The 19769-nt window shown below is 41.1% G+C and carries 22 protein-coding genes; 7 read left to right on the top strand and 15 right to left on the bottom strand.

What is annotated here, in order from left to right:
- Nucleotides 1-66 precede the first annotated feature (66 nt).
- The 10 genes from LM917_RS15155 to LM917_RS15110 all read right to left on the bottom strand — a co-directional run bounded on the left by LM917_RS15155 (nucleotide 67) and on the right by LM917_RS15110 (nucleotide 9668).
- Nucleotides 67-1161 carry a YheC/YheD family endospore coat-associated protein gene (locus tag LM917_RS15155; RefSeq protein ID WP_232698375.1) on the bottom strand — a complete coding sequence of 365 codons (1095 nt, stop codon included), beginning with the start codon at nucleotides 1159-1161 and terminating at the stop codon, nucleotides 67-69.
- Between the two features lie 92 nt (nucleotides 1162-1253).
- Nucleotides 1254-1517 carry a hypothetical protein gene (locus LM917_RS15150; protein ID WP_232698374.1) on the bottom strand — a complete coding sequence of 88 codons (264 nt, stop codon included), beginning with the start codon at nucleotides 1515-1517 and terminating at the stop codon, nucleotides 1254-1256.
- A gap of 50 nt (nucleotides 1518-1567) precedes the next feature.
- The gene (gene bshC / locus LM917_RS15145; protein WP_232698373.1) at nucleotides 1568-3193 is read right to left on the bottom strand and encodes a bacillithiol biosynthesis cysteine-adding enzyme BshC; all 1626 of its coding nucleotides are present in this window, start codon (nucleotides 3191-3193) and stop codon (nucleotides 1568-1570) included.
- 134 nt (nucleotides 3194-3327) lie between these two features.
- On the bottom strand, nucleotides 3328-3885 hold the full coding sequence (locus LM917_RS15140; protein ID WP_232698372.1) for a helix-turn-helix domain-containing protein: 558 nt from the start codon (nucleotides 3883-3885) through the stop codon (nucleotides 3328-3330).
- 21 nt (nucleotides 3886-3906) lie between these two features.
- Nucleotides 3907-4317: a DUF3397 family protein gene (locus LM917_RS15135; RefSeq protein ID WP_232698371.1), complete on the bottom strand. Its 411-nt coding sequence runs from the start codon at nucleotides 4315-4317 to the stop codon at nucleotides 3907-3909.
- A 4-nt stretch (nucleotides 4318-4321) separates the two neighbouring features.
- Nucleotides 4322-5254: a ketopantoate reductase family protein gene (locus tag LM917_RS15130; RefSeq protein WP_232698370.1), complete on the bottom strand. Its 933-nt coding sequence runs from the start codon at nucleotides 5252-5254 to the stop codon at nucleotides 4322-4324.
- Nucleotides 5255-5403: 149 nt separating this feature from the next.
- Nucleotides 5404-6945 (bottom strand): acyl-CoA carboxylase subunit beta, encoded by a 1542-nt coding sequence (locus LM917_RS15125; protein WP_232698369.1) that lies wholly within the window; start codon nucleotides 6943-6945, stop codon nucleotides 5404-5406.
- 199 nt (nucleotides 6946-7144) lie between these two features.
- Nucleotides 7145-8029 carry a hydroxymethylglutaryl-CoA lyase gene (locus LM917_RS15120; RefSeq protein WP_232698368.1) on the bottom strand — a complete coding sequence of 295 codons (885 nt, stop codon included), beginning with the start codon at nucleotides 8027-8029 and terminating at the stop codon, nucleotides 7145-7147.
- 73 nt (nucleotides 8030-8102) lie between these two features.
- Nucleotides 8103-8315 (bottom strand): acetyl-CoA carboxylase biotin carboxyl carrier protein subunit, encoded by a 213-nt coding sequence (locus LM917_RS15115; protein ID WP_232698367.1) that lies wholly within the window; start codon nucleotides 8313-8315, stop codon nucleotides 8103-8105.
- 6 nt (nucleotides 8316-8321) lie between these two features.
- A complete protein-coding gene (locus tag LM917_RS15110) occupies nucleotides 8322-9668 on the bottom strand; it encodes an acetyl-CoA carboxylase biotin carboxylase subunit (protein WP_232698366.1) in 1347 nt (448 codons plus the stop codon).
- Between the two features lie 187 nt (nucleotides 9669-9855).
- Here LM917_RS15110 and LM917_RS15105 point away from each other — a divergent pair, with 187 nt between their 5' ends.
- Nucleotides 9856-10323, top strand: a complete 468-nt coding sequence (locus LM917_RS15105; protein WP_232698365.1) for an N-acetyltransferase — start codon at nucleotides 9856-9858, stop codon at nucleotides 10321-10323.
- 113 nt (nucleotides 10324-10436) lie between these two features.
- Here LM917_RS15105 and LM917_RS15100 read toward each other — a convergent pair whose 3' ends face one another.
- Nucleotides 10437-11183 (bottom strand): RsfA family transcriptional regulator, encoded by a 747-nt coding sequence (locus tag LM917_RS15100; protein ID WP_232698364.1) that lies wholly within the window; start codon nucleotides 11181-11183, stop codon nucleotides 10437-10439.
- Nucleotides 11184-11401: 218 nt separating this feature from the next.
- On the opposite strand from LM917_RS15100, the gene LM917_RS15095 reads away from it, so the two are divergent.
- Entirely contained in the window at nucleotides 11402-12133 is a 732-nt protein-coding gene (locus LM917_RS15095; protein WP_232698363.1) for an AzlC family ABC transporter permease, read from the top strand.
- On the top strand, nucleotides 12124-12450 hold the full coding sequence (locus tag LM917_RS15090) for an AzlD domain-containing protein (protein WP_232698362.1): 327 nt from the start codon (nucleotides 12124-12126) through the stop codon (nucleotides 12448-12450). Before LM917_RS15095 ends, LM917_RS15090 begins: the two co-directional genes overlap by 10 nt.
- A 315-nt stretch (nucleotides 12451-12765) precedes the next feature.
- On the opposite strand, the gene LM917_RS15085 is transcribed toward LM917_RS15090, so the two are convergent.
- Nucleotides 12766-13137 (bottom strand): Spx/MgsR family RNA polymerase-binding regulatory protein, encoded by a 372-nt coding sequence (locus tag LM917_RS15085; RefSeq protein ID WP_232698361.1) that lies wholly within the window; start codon nucleotides 13135-13137, stop codon nucleotides 12766-12768.
- Between the two features lie 211 nt (nucleotides 13138-13348).
- On the opposite strand from LM917_RS15085, the gene LM917_RS15080 reads away from it, so the two are divergent.
- Together LM917_RS15080 and LM917_RS15075 are read left to right on the top strand one after the other, a co-directional pair.
- Complete coding sequence (locus LM917_RS15080) at nucleotides 13349-14056, top strand: helix-turn-helix transcriptional regulator (protein ID WP_255668335.1); 708 nt, start codon at nucleotides 13349-13351, stop codon at nucleotides 14054-14056.
- A gap of 94 nt (nucleotides 14057-14150) precedes the next feature.
- Complete coding sequence (locus LM917_RS15075) at nucleotides 14151-14423, top strand: DUF2626 family protein (protein WP_232698360.1); 273 nt, start codon at nucleotides 14151-14153, stop codon at nucleotides 14421-14423.
- A gap of 59 nt (nucleotides 14424-14482) precedes the next feature.
- On the opposite strand, the gene LM917_RS15070 is transcribed toward LM917_RS15075, so the two are convergent.
- On the bottom strand, nucleotides 14483-15589 hold the full coding sequence (locus LM917_RS15070; RefSeq protein WP_232698359.1) for a class I SAM-dependent methyltransferase: 1107 nt from the start codon (nucleotides 15587-15589) through the stop codon (nucleotides 14483-14485).
- Nucleotides 15590-16082: 493 nt separating this feature from the next.
- On the opposite strand from LM917_RS15070, the gene LM917_RS15065 reads away from it, so the two are divergent.
- Together LM917_RS15065 and LM917_RS15060 are read left to right on the top strand one after the other, a co-directional pair.
- A complete protein-coding gene (locus LM917_RS15065; RefSeq protein WP_232698358.1) occupies nucleotides 16083-17177 on the top strand; it encodes a hypothetical protein in 1095 nt (364 codons plus the stop codon).
- A gap of 97 nt (nucleotides 17178-17274) precedes the next feature.
- Nucleotides 17275-18258 (top strand): coiled-coil domain-containing protein, encoded by a 984-nt coding sequence (locus LM917_RS15060; RefSeq protein ID WP_232698357.1) that lies wholly within the window; start codon nucleotides 17275-17277, stop codon nucleotides 18256-18258.
- Nucleotides 18259-18354: 96 nt separating this feature from the next.
- On the opposite strand, the gene LM917_RS15055 is transcribed toward LM917_RS15060, so the two are convergent.
- The gene (locus tag LM917_RS15055; RefSeq protein ID WP_232698356.1) at nucleotides 18355-18990 is read right to left on the bottom strand and encodes an MBL fold metallo-hydrolase; all 636 of its coding nucleotides are present in this window, start codon (nucleotides 18988-18990) and stop codon (nucleotides 18355-18357) included.
- Nucleotides 18991-19047: 57 nt separating this feature from the next.
- The gene (locus LM917_RS15050; RefSeq protein WP_232698355.1) at nucleotides 19048-19674 is read right to left on the bottom strand and encodes a hypothetical protein; all 627 of its coding nucleotides are present in this window, start codon (nucleotides 19672-19674) and stop codon (nucleotides 19048-19050) included.
- Nucleotides 19675-19769: the final 95 nt, after the last annotated feature.

The raw sequence follows: 19769 nt of genomic DNA, 5'->3' as shown, positions 1-19769 counted from the left end.
CGATTATGTGCCTAGTTCCTAACGATGACGGTGTGTTTTTCTCTGAAAAATCGCGTCCCTTACACCTTACACCGTAACCCGTCCCTTCAAGAGTAGCAATGCATATTGAAGGGGACGCCTTACCGCTTCCCGATATGTTTCTATCTGATTTAACTGACGAAAAATATCGCGACCTGGCTTCGGATTTATTTCAATGAGATACACGTCCCCCGATACATCAATGCCTACATCAAGTCCTAGTTCAAACATTCTGCCATAGATTTTTTCTACGGATTCTGCTGTCTGATAAGCAAGAGCCCTGCATTTCGTAAGCACTTCCTTCGCCATTTTTTCTCCAAATCGCTTGGTTAACACTTCAAGCGGATCGTATGCCTTTCCTCCGCCATGCAGATTAGAAGTAGAGCTGTTGGAACCACCTACGCGTATACCAAGTCCGGTCACATTCCAATCTCCCAGCTCGTTCTTTTGGATAAGAATGCGAGTATCAACCATCCTCCCCTTGATTAATTCCAAATCTATACCTTGTTGCAGTAGGAATTTTTCCTTGCCTAGTCGCTCATCCTTCGTCCAATTTGCAATGAACGACACGAGCTCCTCATAAGAAAGAGCGTCTTTCACAATTTTTTTGAGTGATAATGTTCTGCCTAGCACGCTGTATGACGAAGTATTTCTTTGAATTCGTAAAATACTTCTTCCTGCCGTTCCATTGGTTGGCTTTACATAAAGGAGGGGATGCTCTTTTCTCATCAAATCTAACTTCTCTTTAGAAAAGACATGGGTTTCAGGAAGCCAGACGATCATTTCGTCTTCACCAGATAACGCCTCATGCACCTTCCATTTAGATTTGAATTGACTGTTGGCATATTCAAACAGAGGCTTTCGTCGAAAGGCAAGATAATCCTTATGTTGTGGTCGTGGGTAATATCGATAGCGATCAATGACTATATCAGGCCAGTCAAATTCCACTTTTTTCCATGTCTTATCAGCTCCAGGAGTAAATCCTTTGATTTTCCGCTTTGCCAACTGAACATCATGGGGACCAAATAAAAAGACAATAGCTCCCAGCTTTTTTCCTTCTTGGATTAAGTGGCGAAAAAAAGTTGGTTCAAAAAACTTTTTCCCATTTCGATATGTTAATACGCCGATCACAGGCTTTGCCATAGCATTCCCACCTCTTTGTAAGCATTATAGTGGTAGTCTATGACAAATGCCCGGAGACGTTCGTTCTTGGGTTGAATCAGTGATTCAATTCGTTACCCTTCCTGCTGCATGGATAATTTATCTTTGGTCATCTCAATATGTCGGATCGCTTTTAAATATTTTTGCTCAGTAACACGTTTATGTTCATATAACCATTCCACGTAATTGCGTAGGGAGAGCAAATCAACCCACGCCATTTTGGACAATGGATCATCAACAGGAAATCCACCCATAATATCACCGTTATCGATGGCTTTAATCAATTCTTTTGCTGGCATTCCAATCTTTGGAGCAATTAAATAAATGGCAACTTCCATGAGATACTTTCCTTTCGAACACGCAAGATTATTTCGCTTATGAGAATCTTTTACAGATGTACAATCTGTACAGAACCATTACGTTCACCAGTTTTTTCAAGCAAAAGATCAATCAAATCTAATCCATATCGATTCATATAGGCAAAAATAGTATAGACACGTTCCTGCCACTTTCCATCAGGCAGTAACGCCTGTTCAATACGTACGATCTGATCGATGCTCACCTGATGTTTCAAATGAATAGCCTTTCTGACACGCTCCTGCATGAAGCTAATGTCATCCAAAAGCCTCTTCCTATTCGCTTCTGCCAATTGTAGCAATCCTTTATCGTAGGTAACAACTTCCTGGAGCAATTTTTGATAAGAATTTTGCACTTCCTGTTTTTGCTGTTCAAATTTTTCATGGAAGCCTGGTTCATCAAGTGCGTTCAGCCATTCATTTTTCCATTGATCCATATGATGAAAAAGGGTATCTATACGTAATTCATGCTTCTGAAGTAGCCTGTCAATATTTCCTTCCACAAGTACATAGGAAGTTCGTGGAACAACAAGAGGCACCTGCTGCCCAAACAAGGAAAACGCATCTTTAAAATTAGCCCAATACAATAGTTCACCAGGTCCAGCTACATAGGCAAGCGTAGGAATCAAGTGTTCCTGCATGAGAGGTCGGCTTACTACATTTGCACTAAAGCGCTCAGGAGAGGTCTCCAATATCTGTAGCAATTCGTCTTCTGAATAGAGTCTGCCACCATCCTTAGCTTGAAACCCATTCCGGGCCCGCTCCATCAAGAGACGTTCTTCCTGTTCATACAGGAAAAAATGGGCCTGATTACCATACAGTTCTAGTTGATTCGGGTAGTTACAGGCTTGTAAGCGGGCTTGTGTTGAAAGAAGAATACGAGATAGTTCCTTATTCTTGCGGATTACTTCTTTAAACACACGGCTTTCCATTTGTCTAACCGCAGGATCAGATGATTCAATCAAGATGAGTCCATGCTTACCAAATAGCTTAACCAGTAGCAAAGCGAACCAGTCTGCTAGCGTATCTGATTCACGAGCGGTACCTAGTAGTAGCTGACGTAACTCTTGACTATGATCTGTTTCCAGCTCTTCTGTAAAAAACTGCTCCACGATCTGTAGCATCTCATCCTGGCTAGTCTTTATTGCTGAAACAGAACGCTTCCCTCCTGGATCGGTAGCAATCGTTATTTTCCGTGCCTCACCTGTAAGTGTCTGCTGGAAAAAATGATTTACTTCATCAAAGTCATGATCTTCCCCAGCAATCCAGAATACAGGAACTACCTTTACACCAAGTAGCATACTCTGTTCTCTTGCCAGTTGAATGGTATCAATTGCCTTGTATATGGTGTACAACGGACCCGTTAGCAATCCTGCCTGTTGCCCCGTAATTACTGCAAGCGTATCTGGCTTCTTCAGTTCTTCGATATTTGCTAACGCCTCCTGATGATTACCAACCTGCCGATTATAGCGATACAGCGCATCTGAGAGTTCGTCGCGATTCCAATCATTTTTACTTACTACGTACTGCATGCGTTCCAGATAACTCTCTTTCGCAAAAGGTGAATATGTAAAAAAGGATAATGCTTCTACGCTTTCCTTTTTATAATCAGTAAGAAACGATCTAGGTGCATGTAAAGATACAGGTATATTTTTCATTCTTCTCCTTCTTTCAACATTCCAGGGTTATTCCTGTTGATTATAGCATGGGAAAAGAGAACGAAAAACAGGACCCTCTCCAGCGAAGTGTCCTGTTCGTATTTACCATATATGTTTTACAAAGAAAGACAATTTTAGAATCGAGGGGAAGAAACAGTCCAAATTGCCAAACAGTCTACTTCGCCTACGTTGGAGACTGTATGCAATTGAGCTTTATCAAAGTAAATGCTGTCTCCCGCTTCCAAGTGGTGCTCATCATCCGTTAAACGTATGACCAGTTCTCCTTCAATTACCACCAAGCACTCTTCTCCGTCTTGTGATACAAAGACGTCTTTAGCCTGATCGCCTGGTTTTAGTCGAACTTCCATTACAGCTAACCTGGAAGCACCTCCACCAGACAGTAGCGAATAGGTACCGCTAGAGTCTGGAAAAATCATTTGGCGGCGTTTTTCTTTACGCACAATATGGATGTGACTCTGTTCCACATCTTCAAAAAAATGGATAATCGGAGCCTCAAGAGCCTTTGTAATACGCCATAATGATTCCAATGAGGGCTGAGATATTCCTCGCTCTACCTGACTCAGAAGCCCTTTACTCAAGCCAGTTTTTGTTGCCATGACTTCAAGTGTAAAACCTTTCTCTTTACGAACAGCCCTAATTTTATTCCCGATCAATTCAATGGGTAACGTCATCCTATGCACCAACTTTCATTTTTACATGATAGATAAACCAACATGTGCGGCCTGCATCGTTTTAATGATGCCGGTTGTTATCAGAAAGCAATAGGTTACGGTAAGTATGATGAAAGAGATCCGCCACGTGGAAAATCCAATTTTCGTTAAAGAAATTTTGCCGCGCATTTTTCGCTGGATGAATAGTAACATTCCGTACAAGAGGAGAAAAGAGCTAATGACCCAGATCCATGCAGACCAAGCTTGCGGCCATATCTGTTTGTAAATGTTCACTACGGAAAGAATTAAAAAAATATTCGTAATATTAACCGACCAATTGAACGCCACCTTTTTATCTTTCTTCCAAAAATAGACTAGAAAGACAATAATCAGGAAAGCGACGATTGGAAAAGCAACCAAGGTACCCCAAACATTTCTCAAAAGTTCAAGCATTAGACTATCCCCTTTGGATCCTCAAGCCTGCTTTGAGGAGAGCAGCTTTGTAAACAGCCTCCTGTTGAGGTGTCTTGACACCCAGCACCTTCCCTCTATTGACGATATAGCCGTTGATCGCATCAATTTCGATAGGTCTACCGTTTCGCAGGTCTTGTAGCATGGAAGAATAATTTCTCGATGTATTTCGGCAAATTTGTAAAATATCCTGCCAATTTTTTTCCGTAATTTTTTGACCACTTGCTACTGCTACATTTTTGGCCTCAAGAAACATCACTCTCATGATATCTAATGTTTCTCTGGATTGAAGCAGTTCACCGTTAGGAATTTCGAAAAGTGTTGTCAGTGGATTAATTACGACATTCGCCATCAATTTACGCCATAAGTACTCGTAGATATTAGATACATGGTCAATGGTTAATCCAGCAATCCCCGCTGCTATTAGAAAATCTCCTATTACCTTGTCTACAGTTGTCGTATTGAGTACTACGGAACCAATATGCCAACTACCTATGCCCGTATGCTCGACTACTGTACTTTCATGTCTACATGCACCTTCAGTATGAACAGCCAAATAGATTTGTTCTTCCGAAAGCACCTCCTTCAAGCGATCATCGTGCCCCATACCATTTTGAGTAGCGAGTACTCTAGCAGTTGTTGCAATGGATGTAAGAGAGGGAAGTATTGTGTTAAGCTGGGTCTGCTTAACCGCTAAAACGTAGAGATCAACATCGGGCAGGTTTTGTTGAATGGATGTAGCCTGTATGTACACGGGTATTCTTTCTCCCCATAATGTCTGTAACAGAACGCCTCTATTATTGATCTCTTCCGCTTGCTTTTCTGTACGTGTGACTAGTTTCACATTCGAACCGGTCAATGACAATCTAGCAGCGAGTAACAAACCAACTGAACCACCGCCGATGATTGCGATTTCCATACTACTCCCAACCTTTATGTTCACTCGAAGTATACTTTCAGAATAACAAAAAACAGATGGGAAAAGAAGAATATTTTCGAAGGTTTGTCCAATTTTTCGGAAATTTTCTTAGTTCGCCAGCCCAACGACTGAAACTGGCGAACCAATTGTTACACCGGATATACTGGATGCTTGCGATCTGTAGACAGAAGCTGTTTGCTGGAATAGGCATCAAAACGATTAATCAGCTCTTCTCGCAAATTCATCGGCTCTACAATACTGTCCACTATCATTTCAGATGCAAGCAGATACAGATTAATATCCTCCTGATACTCTTTCCTTTTTTCCATGACAAAGGCTTGGCGCTCCGCAGGATCTTCTATAGCTTGAATCTTGTTACTATAAACGGCATTTACCGCTGCCTCTGGACCCATTACTGCGATTTGGGCTTGTGGTAATGCAAGACATACATCTGGTTCAAACGCAGGACCAGCCATTGCATAAAGACCCGCTCCATAAGCCTTGCGCACAATCACAGAGACCTTCGGCACGGTTGCTTCTGACATCGAAGAAATCATCTTGGCACCATGTCGGATAATTCCCGCTCGCTCCACTGCTGTACCAATCATGAATCCAGGAACATCGGTTAAGAATAATAACGGAATATGATAGGCATCACACAAGCTGATAAACCGTGATGCTTTGTCTGCTGAATCAACGAATAGAACTCCGCCTTTTACCCGTGGCTGATTGGCAATAATCCCCACTGGCTTGCCATCTAAACGGGCTAGACCCGTTATTAGCTCTTGAGCAAATAATTTTTTTATCTCAAGAAAGGAGTCTTTATCCACTACTGCCTCGATAAAGTCATACATATTAAATGGCGCATTTTGATTATCAGGGACAATCCCATTGATATCCTTCGCTTGTTCATGCGGCTCTTGGGCTACTGCATACGGTGGACTTTCGCTGTAGTTCCCCGGAAAAAAACCGAGGTAGCGACGTGCAAAATCTATGGCTTCCTGCTCAGTTTGTGCCAGCATATCGCCACAGCCACTTACACTGCAATGCATTCTTGCTCCGCCTAATTCTTCTAATGTTACCTTTTCTCCAATTACCATCTCAGCCATTCTAGGTGAACCGAGATACATACTAGCATTTTTATCAACCATGATCACGATGTCACAAAAGGCAGGGATGTAGGCTCCTCCTGCGGCAGAAGGACCAAACAAGATGCATACCTGAGGAATTTTACCTGACAGCTTTACCTGATTATAGAAGATTCTTCCGGCACCGCGTCTTCCGGGGAACATTTGTAACTGGTCAGTGATTCTTGCTCCTGCAGAATCAACCAGATAAAGGAGAGGAACTCGAAGTTTCTCTGCTGTCTCCTGAATACGGATAATCTTCTCAACGGTTCGCTGTCCCCATGATCCAGCTTTTACTGTTGAATCATTAGCCATAACGCATACACGTTGTCCGTTTATCTTACCTATTGCCGTAACGACTCCATCTGCAGGTAAGTCACTTTCCTTGCAATTGGCAAACAGACCGTCTTCAATGTTGTAGGAGCCTTGATCAAACAACAAAGAAAGACGATCTCGAACAAAAAGTTTTCCTTGTTCCTGTCCTTTTTGATGGTATTTTTCGTCTCCTCCTCGTTTGATCTGTTCCACTCTCTCCCGTAATGTATCTGATAATGATTGATTCATATAAGGTGCCTTCCTTTCTTCAACTATTCCCCGCGATATACAGGTTCTCGTTTTTCGTAAAAAAGCTGCCAAACCTTTCAGTCGAACATTGTTAGATCAATGGAAAGATTCAGATAGTTATAGACATGTGGACGCTGCATGGTCATGAAGCCTTTCCCATTGAATACTCATAACACCCTCCTCCTCCCAATTATCACAGTTAACCCGCAATTGTTTTCAACATTTTGGAGGGGAGCTCTCTCCCAATAATACCTTGAATAAATTGACCTGCCCGAAGGAGAATAGACATATCAATTCCAGTCTCGTACCCCATTCCCTCTAGCAGATATACCAAATCTTCCGTCGCAATGTTACCAGCAGCACCTGGGGCATATGGACAACCACCCAATCCCCCAACGGAACTGTCAAAAACAGTGATTCCCTCTTGCAACGCCGCTACAACATTGGCAAGACCTGATCCCCTCGTATCATGGAAATGAGCGGCAAACCGATCACTTCCCCAGGTAGTAACAAGAGAAGAAAATACCTCATGTACCTGTTTGGGGGTTGCTACTCCAATCGTATCTCCAATCGAGATTTGGGATACGCCCATGTCAAAAAGCTCCTGAATCAGCCATCTTGTATCGGCAAGGGAAACATCGCCCTCATAGGGACATCCAAATACCGTAGATACGTAGCCTCGTAGACGAAAGCCTCTCTTCGTGGCTATATATGCCGTTTCTCTCAATGCGTGCAAGCTTTCTACTCTGCTCTTGTTCGTATTTTTTTGATTATGTGTCTCGCTAGCTGAGAGAAACAGGGCAACCTCCTGTACCTGATTGTCTTGTAAACGCTCAAGACCGCGCAGATTCGGAACAAGAACGGAATATTGCGTCTTATCATCTTGAGAAATTCCTTTCAGCACCTCTGTAGCGTCCGCAAGCGGCGGAATCCATTTTGGATGTACAAGGGAGGTAACCTCAATGTTTTGTAGCCCTGCTTTTGACAACAACCTGATTAAATGGATCTTATCCTCTACGTTGATTGCAATCTGCTCATTTTGTAATCCGTCACGAGGTCCTACCTCATATACGGTAATAAACATATAGACGACCTCCCTTATTATCCGAGAGATTATTATCCCTAACCGAACGATCGTTCAGAATGAAATCACAACTTTACTCCAGTTCAACCAATACATCACCTTCATTTACAAAATCTCCAATTTGCACCTTTACAGAAGTAACCTTTCCTGCGGATTCCGTTGCCATAGGAACCTCCATTTTCATGGATTCGAGCACGATTACATCTGCACCCGACTCTATCTCATTACCTGTATCCACCAATAACCGTAAAATAGTCCCTGCCATTGTCGCACGTACTTGTTTCATGATTTATTACCCCCTTTGAGATTGTCGAATACTTGAAATAAAATGCGTATCGTAAACTCCTTGCCTAAACTCAGGATGTGACAGTACTTCCTTAAGTGCTGGTATGTTCGTTTTTATCCCTTCAATCTGATATGCGTTAAGTGATTGTAACGCAAGCCCACACGCTTCCTCTCTTGAATCTCTGGATACAATTAATTTGGCAATCATGGGATCATAATAGGGGGATACGCTTGAACCTACATGTATAGCATCATCGACACGGATGCCTTCGCCCACTGGCTTTTCGTAGACTGTAATCGTCCCTGGAGAAGGGAAAAAGGTAATGGGATCTTCTGCGTAAATACGTAACTCTATTACATGTCGCTTTGGAGCTATATCTTGTTGGACGAAGCGTAGCTTTTCACCCTGAGCAATTCGGATCTGCCATTCAACCAGATCTACATCAATTAACTCTTCCGTTACCCCATGCTCAACCTGCAGCCTTGTATTCATCTCTAAAAAATAAAAATTACGTTCCTTGTCCATAATAAATTCCACTGTTCCCGCACCTGTATAGCCCACAGCTTTAGCCGCAGAAACGGCTGCCATACAAATATGATGTCTAGTGGTATCATCAAGAAATGGAGACGGACTTTCTTCTATCACTTTTTGATGTCGCCTCTGAATAGAACAATCGCGTTCCAACAGATGAATAACTGTTCCATGTTGATCTGCCAACAGTTGAACCTCTATGTGATGCGGACTTTCAACATATTTTTCTATGAACATGGAATCGTTACCAAAATATGCCTTTGCTCTCCCTTTTGCTGTTTGAAACGCTGCAAGAACATCCTCATCTGAGTGACAGACCTGCATTCCGATTCCCCCGCCACCTGCACTTGCTTTTAACATGACAGGATATCCAATTCGATTTGCCTGTTCTACGGCATCATCCAAAGTGGTGATTTCACCCTCTGTTCCAGGCACTATCGGAACTCCAGCTAGTTGCATGACATTTCTGGCGATCATTTTGTCACCCATCTGAGCAATAACCTCTTCCGAAGGCCCGATAAATAAGATCCCCTCTTCTGCACATCGACTGGCAAACCTTGCATTTTCAGATAACAGACCGTATCCGGGATGGATCGCATCTGCTCCGGTTTCTTTGCATGCCGCTATGATGGCTTCCATGTTCAGGTAGCTTTGCGCTACGGGAGGTGGCCCGATAAGAATTGCCTCATCTGCTTCCTTGACAAACAGTGATGATTGGTCTGCTTCCGAATATACCGCTACTGTAGCAATATTCATCTTATTCAGTGTTACAATAATTCGCCGGGCAATTTCCCCACGATTGGCGATTAGTACTTTTTTCAAGCCATCCCCTCCTTTCTTCTTTATTTTGCCATTTCTACAAAAAATTCACCAGCAACATTTTGTATTTTTCCTATTTTTATAAAAAAAACAAACAGAAAAACTTATCTGAAATTCAAGTTGCCCACATCTGGTTATTCTTGTGTATAATGGTAAGGCAGATGTTATTTGATGACAGGGGGCTGTTATTATGTACGAAGTAAAACGCTTGCATATTAATTATAAAACATTAGAAGAGTTCAAAACATTTCGCGAATACGGCTTGGAAGAACTATCCATGAAGGATGATTTGCAGGCAAATATTATCGAAAATGATTCTGAATCTCCCTTTTATGGTATCTATCATGAGGATCGGCTTGTTGCCCGCATGAGTTTGTACAAAATTGATGCAAAATATGACCGCTACTTCAATCCATCACAAGAATATTATGAGCTGTGGAAGCTGGAAGTTCTTCCAGATTACCGTGAAAAAGATTATGGTACTGCCCTTGTAAAACACGCAAAAAGCTTTGGACTGCCTATTAAAACAAATTCTCGTTGCCGCGCAGAAGATTTTTGGAAGAAAATGAGCTTTTTCCCTGTTAGATATAATCCAGTGCGTGATCGCGGTGAAAACCCTTATGTCTGGCTTCCAACAACTGTCGGTCTGCAAGACTAGGAATCACCTATAATCAAGCTTACAGAAAATACTCCTCGAAGTTTATACGTTCTGATACAGGAAAAAAGCTGGCCCCGTTAAAGGTCAGCTTTTCTACTATTATTCCCGTTGCTTTACTCAACACGTTCCAGATTACCGTTCTGGTCCATCTTAAAAACCGGCTTTTGATTCTCTTCCTCTTTTAGGAACGCCAATCTACGTGCTCGGTCCATAATCTGCAACAATGCTTTGTAATCATTATTAACACCTACAGAATCCTCTACCTCTTTTTTCAACTTCTGGTTGATTGCACGTAATTCTTTTACTTCACGTTCCCGATTTTCCAACTCTTTTTCTAAATGTTTATGTTTACGCAGTACGTCTTTAAATCCTCCCAGTACACGAATGGCAGATTCGACCTGTTGTTCAGATGGAGTTTTGGAAACCTCTGAACCCAGAGAAGGAGCAATGGCATGGGAAAAAACTGCCAATTCCTGTTCGCTAAATAATGGTGGGATCAGACCTTCTGCCGTGACCGGGTTCTTTTCAGGTTCTTCTACTTTCATCACTACGCTTTCTTCTTTCTCTTCAAAGGTATCAATCACCTGTACTTCTTCATGCAAGTGAACAGTTTGCTGGATTCTTCCTGATTTTTTCAATTGTTGTCGCTGTGTTTTTGCAATAGCAATTGCCGCATCATATTGTTTGCGAACCGTGCTATTCCAGCGAAATCCGCATGCAGCTGCAGTTCGTCCCAGCCTTTGTCCTACTTCTTCAAAAGCAGCAAGCTGTGTCCCACCCTCTCTGATATGGCGAAGTGTGACTTCAGCCAATACTAAATCATCATCTTCAGTCCAAGCATCTTGTCTCGAAGCTACCATATATATAGTCCCTCCCGTTTACTGATAAGAACGTGATATTCCATTCTATGCTTTTCCCTATTCTTGTAGAATCGCATATACTAGAAAAAAGTATCTCCAAGCATGTACAGAATTAAACGAAAGGATTCTATTTTGCCTAGCACCTTGTCCCTGGTACAAGCACCTCGCTAATAAAATGAGAGGCTTGCCAACTTTTACATAATAGAAAGGATATTCGTATGCCAAAAGAACTTCTTTTAAAAACGGGAAAATTGAATAAGGATGAAGATAGCTTTGTACAAGGGATAAAAGATTGTGTTCCTACTTTATTGGGTTATTTAAGTATTGGGTTTGCGGCAGGGGTCGTAGAAAAAACGGCAGGACTCAGCATTGTAGAAATCGCTATGTTAAGCCTCTTGCTCTATGCAGGCTCAGCTCAATTTATCGCCGCTGGAATGCTTGCTGCCCAAGCATCGGTAACTGCCATTATATTTACGATATTTTTTGTGAATCTTCGGCATCTTCTGTTAAGTGCTGCACTTTCTCCCTACTTCAAGCATCTTCCCCCTTTGCGGAACATGCTAATTGGCTCTTTACTTACTGATGAATCCTTTGGAGTAGCTATTAATCAGGCTGTTGGAAAAACCTCACTAAGCGAAAAATGGATGCATGGTCTGAATGTGACGGCATATCTCAACTGGTTCCTTGCAAATATGGCTGGAGCATATTTTGGTCACTGGATAGAAAACCCTGAACAATTTGGTCTCGACTTTGCCTTGTCTGCTATGTTTATTGGTTTGTTAGTTCTACAAATGGCAAGCCGCAATCAGTTGTTACGTGACACGCTGGTGGCTGTAGCAGCAGTAGTGATTGGAGTTGGTATAAGCCTTATCTCTTCGGGAAGTGTAGGAATCATCGTTGCAACTATAGGCGCAGCAACAATAGGGATGGTGATAGAAAAATGGAAATAAGGTGGGACATTTTTTTAATAATTGCAGGGTCGGCACTGGTTACATTCATTCCACGAGTGTTACCTCTCATGGTGTTAAGTCGCATGAATATACCAGATTGGGGAATGCGCTGGTTGCATTACGTACCCATTGCCGTTATGGCTGCGTTAATCGGCCAAGAACTGCTGGTAAAAGGAAATAACCTAACACCTATCATGAGCAACCTAGAACTATTTGCTGCTTTACCTACTTTCCTTGTAGCCATTTTTACACGTAGCTTAATGGGAACAGTCGTCGTAGGCATTCTTTCAATGATGTTGCTACGATATTTCTTTTAACAGTTATCTATCAAAACGGGGTAACTCTGCGAAGTTCAAGCATCCTGACAGAAACAAAAGCCAGTCTGTAGCCTACTTCATCGCTACAGACTGGCAATATTAATTTATATGAACATGTACAAGCAACTCATCATATACCTAATAAATATCAAAAAATGATTGCACCGACAGATTGTTAAATATAAGAAAATTACAAAATGTCCGAAAAAATGGAACATATACCCAAATGTGCTAGAAAGCAGTTTTACTATTGCCATCCCTTGGACATTTTGTAAAATGATAAATAAGAAACCTTTTCATAACTGACAAAAACGCTTATAAAAAGAATTCTTTCATAGCAGATTGGTTGTAGCCCACAATCAGGTGTTCGCCATCTGTCAAAATTGGACGCTTCAATAATGCTGGGTCTTCGCTCAAAAGTTCCAGCAGTTCAGAGACTGTTAGATCATTGATGTCCATGTCCAGTTCTTTAAACTTTTGACTGCGCGTGGACAGCAATTCATCTAATCCACTAGAAGTCATCTTGGCAATTTCTAACAACTCACTAACGCTTGGTGGGTTTTTAAAAAGGTGACGTTCTTCATAATTAACTCCATTTTCAGCCAACCATGCCTTTGCCTTGCGACAGGAAGTACAGCTAGGGTATGTGAAGAAAGTTAATTTACCTACATTTGTAGCTGTTGCCATATATCATTCCTCCATTATTCCAAATCTATGATGTAGTCACTTTACTTTATATAGTAAATTGTATTCCTCAATTAAACACTGTGTCAATAGTGTTTAATATAATTTCTTAATTAATTTTATTTACTTTTCATAGAACTGGCTTGAATGCTTAACTTTTAGCATGAAATAGGCTACACTATAGAACGTAAAGTTCTTGAAAGGGGGAATTATTTTGGAGAAGGCTCTTCGACTTACAAGCACTCTCGCTGACCCCACGCGGTTTTCTATCTACCAATATGTAACCGATTCACGCAAGCCTGTAACAGTTCAAGAGGTCGCAGAAAAATTTTCTATCCATTCCAACGTCGCACGTCTTCATTTATCAAAACTGGAAGATGTGCAATTACTGCAATCCAAACTGGATAAAACCGGAAAAGGTGGAAGACCTAGTCGTCTTTACTCTGTATCCGACATGGTGGTCAGTCTGCAGTTTCCTCCAAGAGACTATCAGCTACTGGCCGATATTGCTATTGAATCCTTACTTACATTTGGATCAGAAGGGCACGCCGCTCTTGTTAAGATGGGACACCGTTTGGGTCTCGAAGCTGCTAAACGAGCAAAAGAAAATCATAAATTAGCTCCGGCTAAAACTGTAGAAGACAAGCTAGAAGCAATATATCGCTTAGCATTGGCTCAAGGATTACGTCCGGAAATTGAATTAGTTGATGATGGACATGTACGTTTTCGAGTCTTTAACTGTACTTTTTCAGAAATTGCTCATAAGCATCCTGGTTCCATTTGCAGTATGCACCACGCCATGATTGAGGGATTTTTCGAGTCATTTTTTGGAGAAATCGAATTAAAACCAGAAACATCCATGGTAGGTGGTTGTCAATCATGTAATTATATGGTTGCATATCTCCCAGAACATCGGACATAATTCTGTCAATGCTTAACCGTTTACACTGCTTGACATCTCCTTTATAATGATAACGATAACTTTTCTAAAAAGTCAAACAAAGGAGGGATACATAATGGATCGCATGTTTCGCGTTTTAGCTTTCTGGACTTTAGTAATCGCAATCATGTCGTTCTGGGCAAAGCTGTATCCGATGTCTCTATTGTTCTTCGGTTTTACGGCTATCTTTCTTGCTCTTGGTTATATGCGTCTTACTGAAAAAACGTACCTCAAGATTTTCTTCGGCTTTATGTTTGTATCATTCGTAGGTTTTACGTATTACACTTTCTACGGAATGCCACCTGCAGGTGCTAGCGGAGAGCATTCTCTTCTCATGATGCTAATGTAGGTTAGAAAAAAAGCGACTGCTACCGGCAATCGCTTTTTTTCGTCCCTAGAGGTAACCTCTTACTTTTTTTCCTGAATCAGGACCCGGAATAACCCTCCCAAACCACCTGGAAGCAAAAGTTGCGAAATAGCACGATTCTGCTTCATCGCCTTACTGGTAAAAGGATCTCGATCTTGATGAGCTTGGGCTTTTTCCAAGATTCCATTCTGAATTAAAAACTGGTCTTGTCTCTGGTATTCTACTGTATGTAATCCTATCTTCTCTCCCCACTCTCTTATTCTGGTAAAGTTAACATGTGCAGTGATATCCTGTTCACCTACACGCATAAATGGTTCTTCGTTCATTTGATGCTGGTAATAGCAGACAAGTGTACCATTCTTTCTACTTTCATGATACAACTCCCCTTCCTCATCCCCGTAATCAATCGTTATGATTCTTCCACGTTTAAGCATCGTACCTAACGCCTCTATAACCTCTTCAATCCCATCTTGCCATTCTATTCTCATGCCATCGGGTAAATGGGTAGGCAACCGATCATTCAGTTGGTTGGTAATCAAGGATACTGGCATGGTTTTTTCCTGGAAAACAGGCTCATCATTTTCTTCCAGGCAGGTGACACCTATTTCATGCCATTTAGCTGCTTGTTTTTCTAATAAATGAACGGGAAAAGCATCGAAATACTCATTGGAAAATATGATTCCCTCGAACTCTTCTTGCAAGGCTGCTTCCTGTACAGAGGAATACCATCGAATAGGTATATCAAATGATTCCAGTGACTCTTTTTGACATTCAATGTGGAAGGGACTGATTTCCACCATAATTACTTCCAAATTCTGATAAATAGATGGTTCACACTCTCTTATCCGTGTTAATACCTGTTGCATTAATCGCCCCGTACCACCTCCAAGCTCCAATAAAACAGGTTTTTTACTTGCTATTTCAGTAAAAGACAAGAGGAATGAATCAGCCAGCACTTCACCAAAGATCTGATGCACATGAGAGCTAGTAAAAAAGTCTCCATTTTTGCCAACCTTATCTAAACGCTTTCGATAATATCCCCATTCATGATGGTAAAGACAATTTTCCATAAAAGTAGCAAAAGAAATCATGTGTGATTCTTGAAAAATAATGTTTCTACCTATATGTTTAAGCAGATCAGAAGACATAAATCGTTCACTCCACCTTTTGAAGATTTTGACATAACTCTGATAAATCGACGATTCACGCTCCCTTATGCGAATTAGTACATGTTGCATTAATCGTCTTGTACTACCTCTCATTTCCAGAAAAGCACGTTTTCACATGCCAAATACGCAAAAGATAGGAGAAATGTATCAATTAATACTTTACCAAAAATCTGATTTATTTGTGAACTAGTAAAAAAGTAGCGTTTTTCTAAATGTATCTATGCGATTCCAATGATATCCCATTTAAACTGATAGAGACATTTTTTCATAAAAGCAGCAAAAGAGACCGTTTGTGATTTCTGAAATTAAATGTTGCTGCATATATATTTCTGTAGTTCGTAAGACATATATATTTCACCTGATCATATGAAGATTTTTTCTCATTATTGAAAAAATCCATATTTTTGCACACAAATCAACAGATAGAGGCTATAATGGGAAACGTATGCTGAAAAACACTAGGAGGTTCAAAATGAAAATCTTAAAATCAAGACTACCAATCCTGCTTGCTCTCTTCGCTATGTTTGCGTTGGTTCTCTCCGGCTGTGGCGATAGTCGCCCAGGTAAGGAAGTAGTGCAGGAAGCGCTGAAAAAACAAGCTAGCCTTAACTCTTACGGTTTTGATGGTAAACTAAAACTTAACCTGGGAGTAGATGCTGCTGCGTTACAAGCTGACCCACAAGCAGGTATGTTCCTGGAAATGTTGAAAAACTCCGAGCTTACATATCGTGGAAACGCATCTTTAGAACCTTTCCAAATGGAAGTAACATTGGATGCTAAGGTAGATATGCAAGGAGCTTCTACAACTTTTTCCATCCCAATGATTATGAACCAAGATAAAATGTGGATCAAGGTTCCAGCGTTAGACATGGTACCAGAACTAGCCATGCTAAAAGGCAAATATATTGAATTAGACTACAAAGAGCTAGAACAAATGGCTGCTGCACAAGGTGAAGCAACTGAAATGCCTAAATTCGATGCAGCAACCATGAAAGAACAAAAAGAAATGACTATCAAGCTAACTGACGCAACAATGAAGCATTACGGTCCTGAATACTTCGTTGACGCGAAAAAAGAGGAAATCCCTAACTTCCCTGCTGATGTGAAAGCAGATCGTATCGTCAATTTGAAAGTAACGAACGAAACCATGATTCCTTTCTTGAAAACATCTGTAGAAAAAGTAATTCCTGAAGTTTTAACTGTCTTGGCAGAATCTCCATCAATGAAAGAGGCGCTGGCACAAGACGCACAAGCGATCGAACAATTTAAAACGGAAGCGAAAGACTTCGCTGCTGATGTTGACAAGAATGAAGCCGATATTAAATCTGCACTTAACATCAAAAAAGCTAACTATTTCCTTGCAATCGACAAAGATAAAAACATTCCGTTCCAACTAATGGATTGGGATGTTACTATCTCTGACAAAGCAAGTGGTCAATCCTTTGACATTGGTTTGATTTTCGAACAAAAATCTTCTAACTTCGATACAGCTCCTAAATGGGAATTGCCTATTCCTAAAGGTGACGAAGTGATTACGTTTACTGATCTTATGCAAGGTAATTTCTAAGAATCGATGATGCCCTATGCGTAAACGGATTATCCTCTTGCTTTGCTTAATTCTTACACTTCCTCCCCTCTTTGCCGAGGCGGGGGAAGTATCTCCATTGGAACATACCATTTTGCAACAGCATTTAACCCAGCTGGAACTGGAACGCAATTTAGGTATACTCCGTGAAGAAGAAAAGCGTATCAACAAAGAACTTGCAACATTAGAGCTAGAAGCAAAGCGACAAGAACTGACTATTGCATCCAGTCGGAAACATGCTGGGAAAGTAGCGCGTGCCTATTATATGGGAAAGCGTGATGACCTCTTGACTCTGTTATTCAACGCTAAGGATTTTAATCAGATCCTCGCAAGTATGAGCATGATGGAGAGAATCTTCGCCCATGATATGAAAAAGCTAGAGAAGTTCCAAGGTGCTCTCGCCCGTTCCAAAGAAATAGCCAGTCAAAAAGAAGCACAATTAAAGCAGATTCGTGAGCTTCGAATCAGCTATGAAAACCGTTTGACCGAGCTATTGGCAGTAAAAATGATGAAGGAAGAAAATCTTGAAAAACTACCTGAAACATCAACAATCGAGGCATTAATGAAAGATCTTGTCGATGATTGGAGAACACGTGGACTTCCTGTTTTCCGCGACTTCTTCAGTGTGTTAGCAGGCGTGATGCAAGATCTTCCTGAACTAGTTACCTCTGATCGAATACAATCAGAGGGGTTATTTACCCATAAACTGGTGATTACGGAAGAAGAGTTTAATCAGTTCTTGCTTTTAAAAAATCCGATGTTCCAGCATGCATATTTCACTTTCGATGATAACCATCTCGAGGTCGTAGGAAATTATGATAATGTGAATGTAAAAATTAGGGGAATGTACAAAAAAGTATCACCAATTGAATTACAGTTTCAGATTACAGAGCTAATCTATGAAGGATTCCAGCTACCATTAAGTACGGCCGAGGAAATGACAAAGGAATATGATCTCGGTTTCTACCCTTCATTGATCAATGAAAATATCCGTGTTGAAGAGGTAACACTTGATAATCATAAGCTGGAAATCAAGATAAAATTCGATTTCTCTAAATCGTAAACTGAACAACTCTACAATTATGAAGCATACAAAAAAGCACCCTTCCGTATCTGATGATATGGTTGGGCGCTTTTCTATTACAGTTTGCTCATACTTTTAGCCGAGCGAACCAGATACGTACGGATTGTATGTTTTTTCTCGATCAATGGTTGTAACCGGTCCATGACCAGGATATACAATTGTATCATCTGTTAAATCAAACAGTTTGTCTTGAATACTGCTCATCAGTGTATTATAGTCCCCACCAGATAGATCAGTGCGTCCAATGGAGCTTGCGAACAATACATCTCCGCTGAAGCAATGGTTATCTAGCAAGTACGTAACACTGCCTGGAGAATGCCCTGGTGTATGTAGTACACGGAACGTAAGTCCAGCTATTGTGAGTATGTCTCCCTCATCTACCGTGTACTCAGCAGGCTTACAAATGATGGGCGGCATCCCAAATCGAAGTGAACCGTTAAGCTTAGGATCTGTCAACCATTCACTTTCCTCTGGATGGATATATACAGGAGCACCTGTTAACTCACGTACTTGTTCTACTCCACCAATATGATCCAGATGAGCGTGGGTTAGTAAGATTGCCACTACTCTTTCGGATCGAAGCGCCGAGAGGAGAGGACCTGGTTCCATTCCCGGATCGATTACGATTGATTCATTGGTTTCTGTATTTTTAATAACATATGCATTTGTTTCAAACGGTCCTAATGCAATTGAACTGACTTGTACTGTCATAAGTAAGACTTCCCCTTCCTTCTCCCTTTTCGTGAATCGTGGACATTGGTCCTTCCTTTACTTTGTAACGATATCAAAACGGTATCCAATTATCTCTTCCTGATTTAAGGAAAAAGCTACCTTATACTTACTTCCTTTATAGGAGATTTCCGTTTCTGTCTCCTCACCATTCCCGTATACTTCCTGTAATTTTTCTGCTTTATCATATACGGTTACACCGCGATTTGTTGCAAAATCCTGTTTTTTCTCTTCCGGAATTCCACCCACCATAATGGAAGATAGTACACCGTCTTGAACCTGAACCATCAGAGGGATTTGATCAATGAGCAGGATACCCATTGTCATTTCTCCCTTGCTTGCTGCCATTTGCTCAATGGTTCTTGGTTCGCGTGTAATACTATCCATAAAGTCAGCCTTAACTGGCTTTAATATCCCCATCGCTTCCTCTATCCCCTGTCCAATATAAATCCCACGAATTCCATATTCCTTCGGATTTTCAGGATCAAACGTAGCTCCAAGCTGTTTATCTGAAGTGTTTGCTTCATTCTTCTCTGCAGGTTTTTCAGAGGCAGGTTGATCCACATTCGACTGCTCAGGAGCCGCTATGTTATTCGCACCACAACCAGTTACCAATAGGCCGGTGATGAGCATTGTTGCAAGTAGTCCATTTTTTACTTTCATCATACGTAGCTCCTTAAAGTCTCTTTGTCTGCAAAAGTACTACGTTCTATCTTATACTAGCAAAGACAGAGTTCGCAAGGTGACCGAACAACAAATAA

This window comes from Brevibacillus daliensis (assembly GCF_021245735.1).
Lineage (GTDB): Bacteria > Bacillota > Bacilli > Brevibacillales > Brevibacillaceae > Brevibacillus_B > Brevibacillus_B daliensis.
Note: the sequence above shows the minus strand (reverse complement) of the source record. Positions and strands in the feature narration are given on the sequence as shown.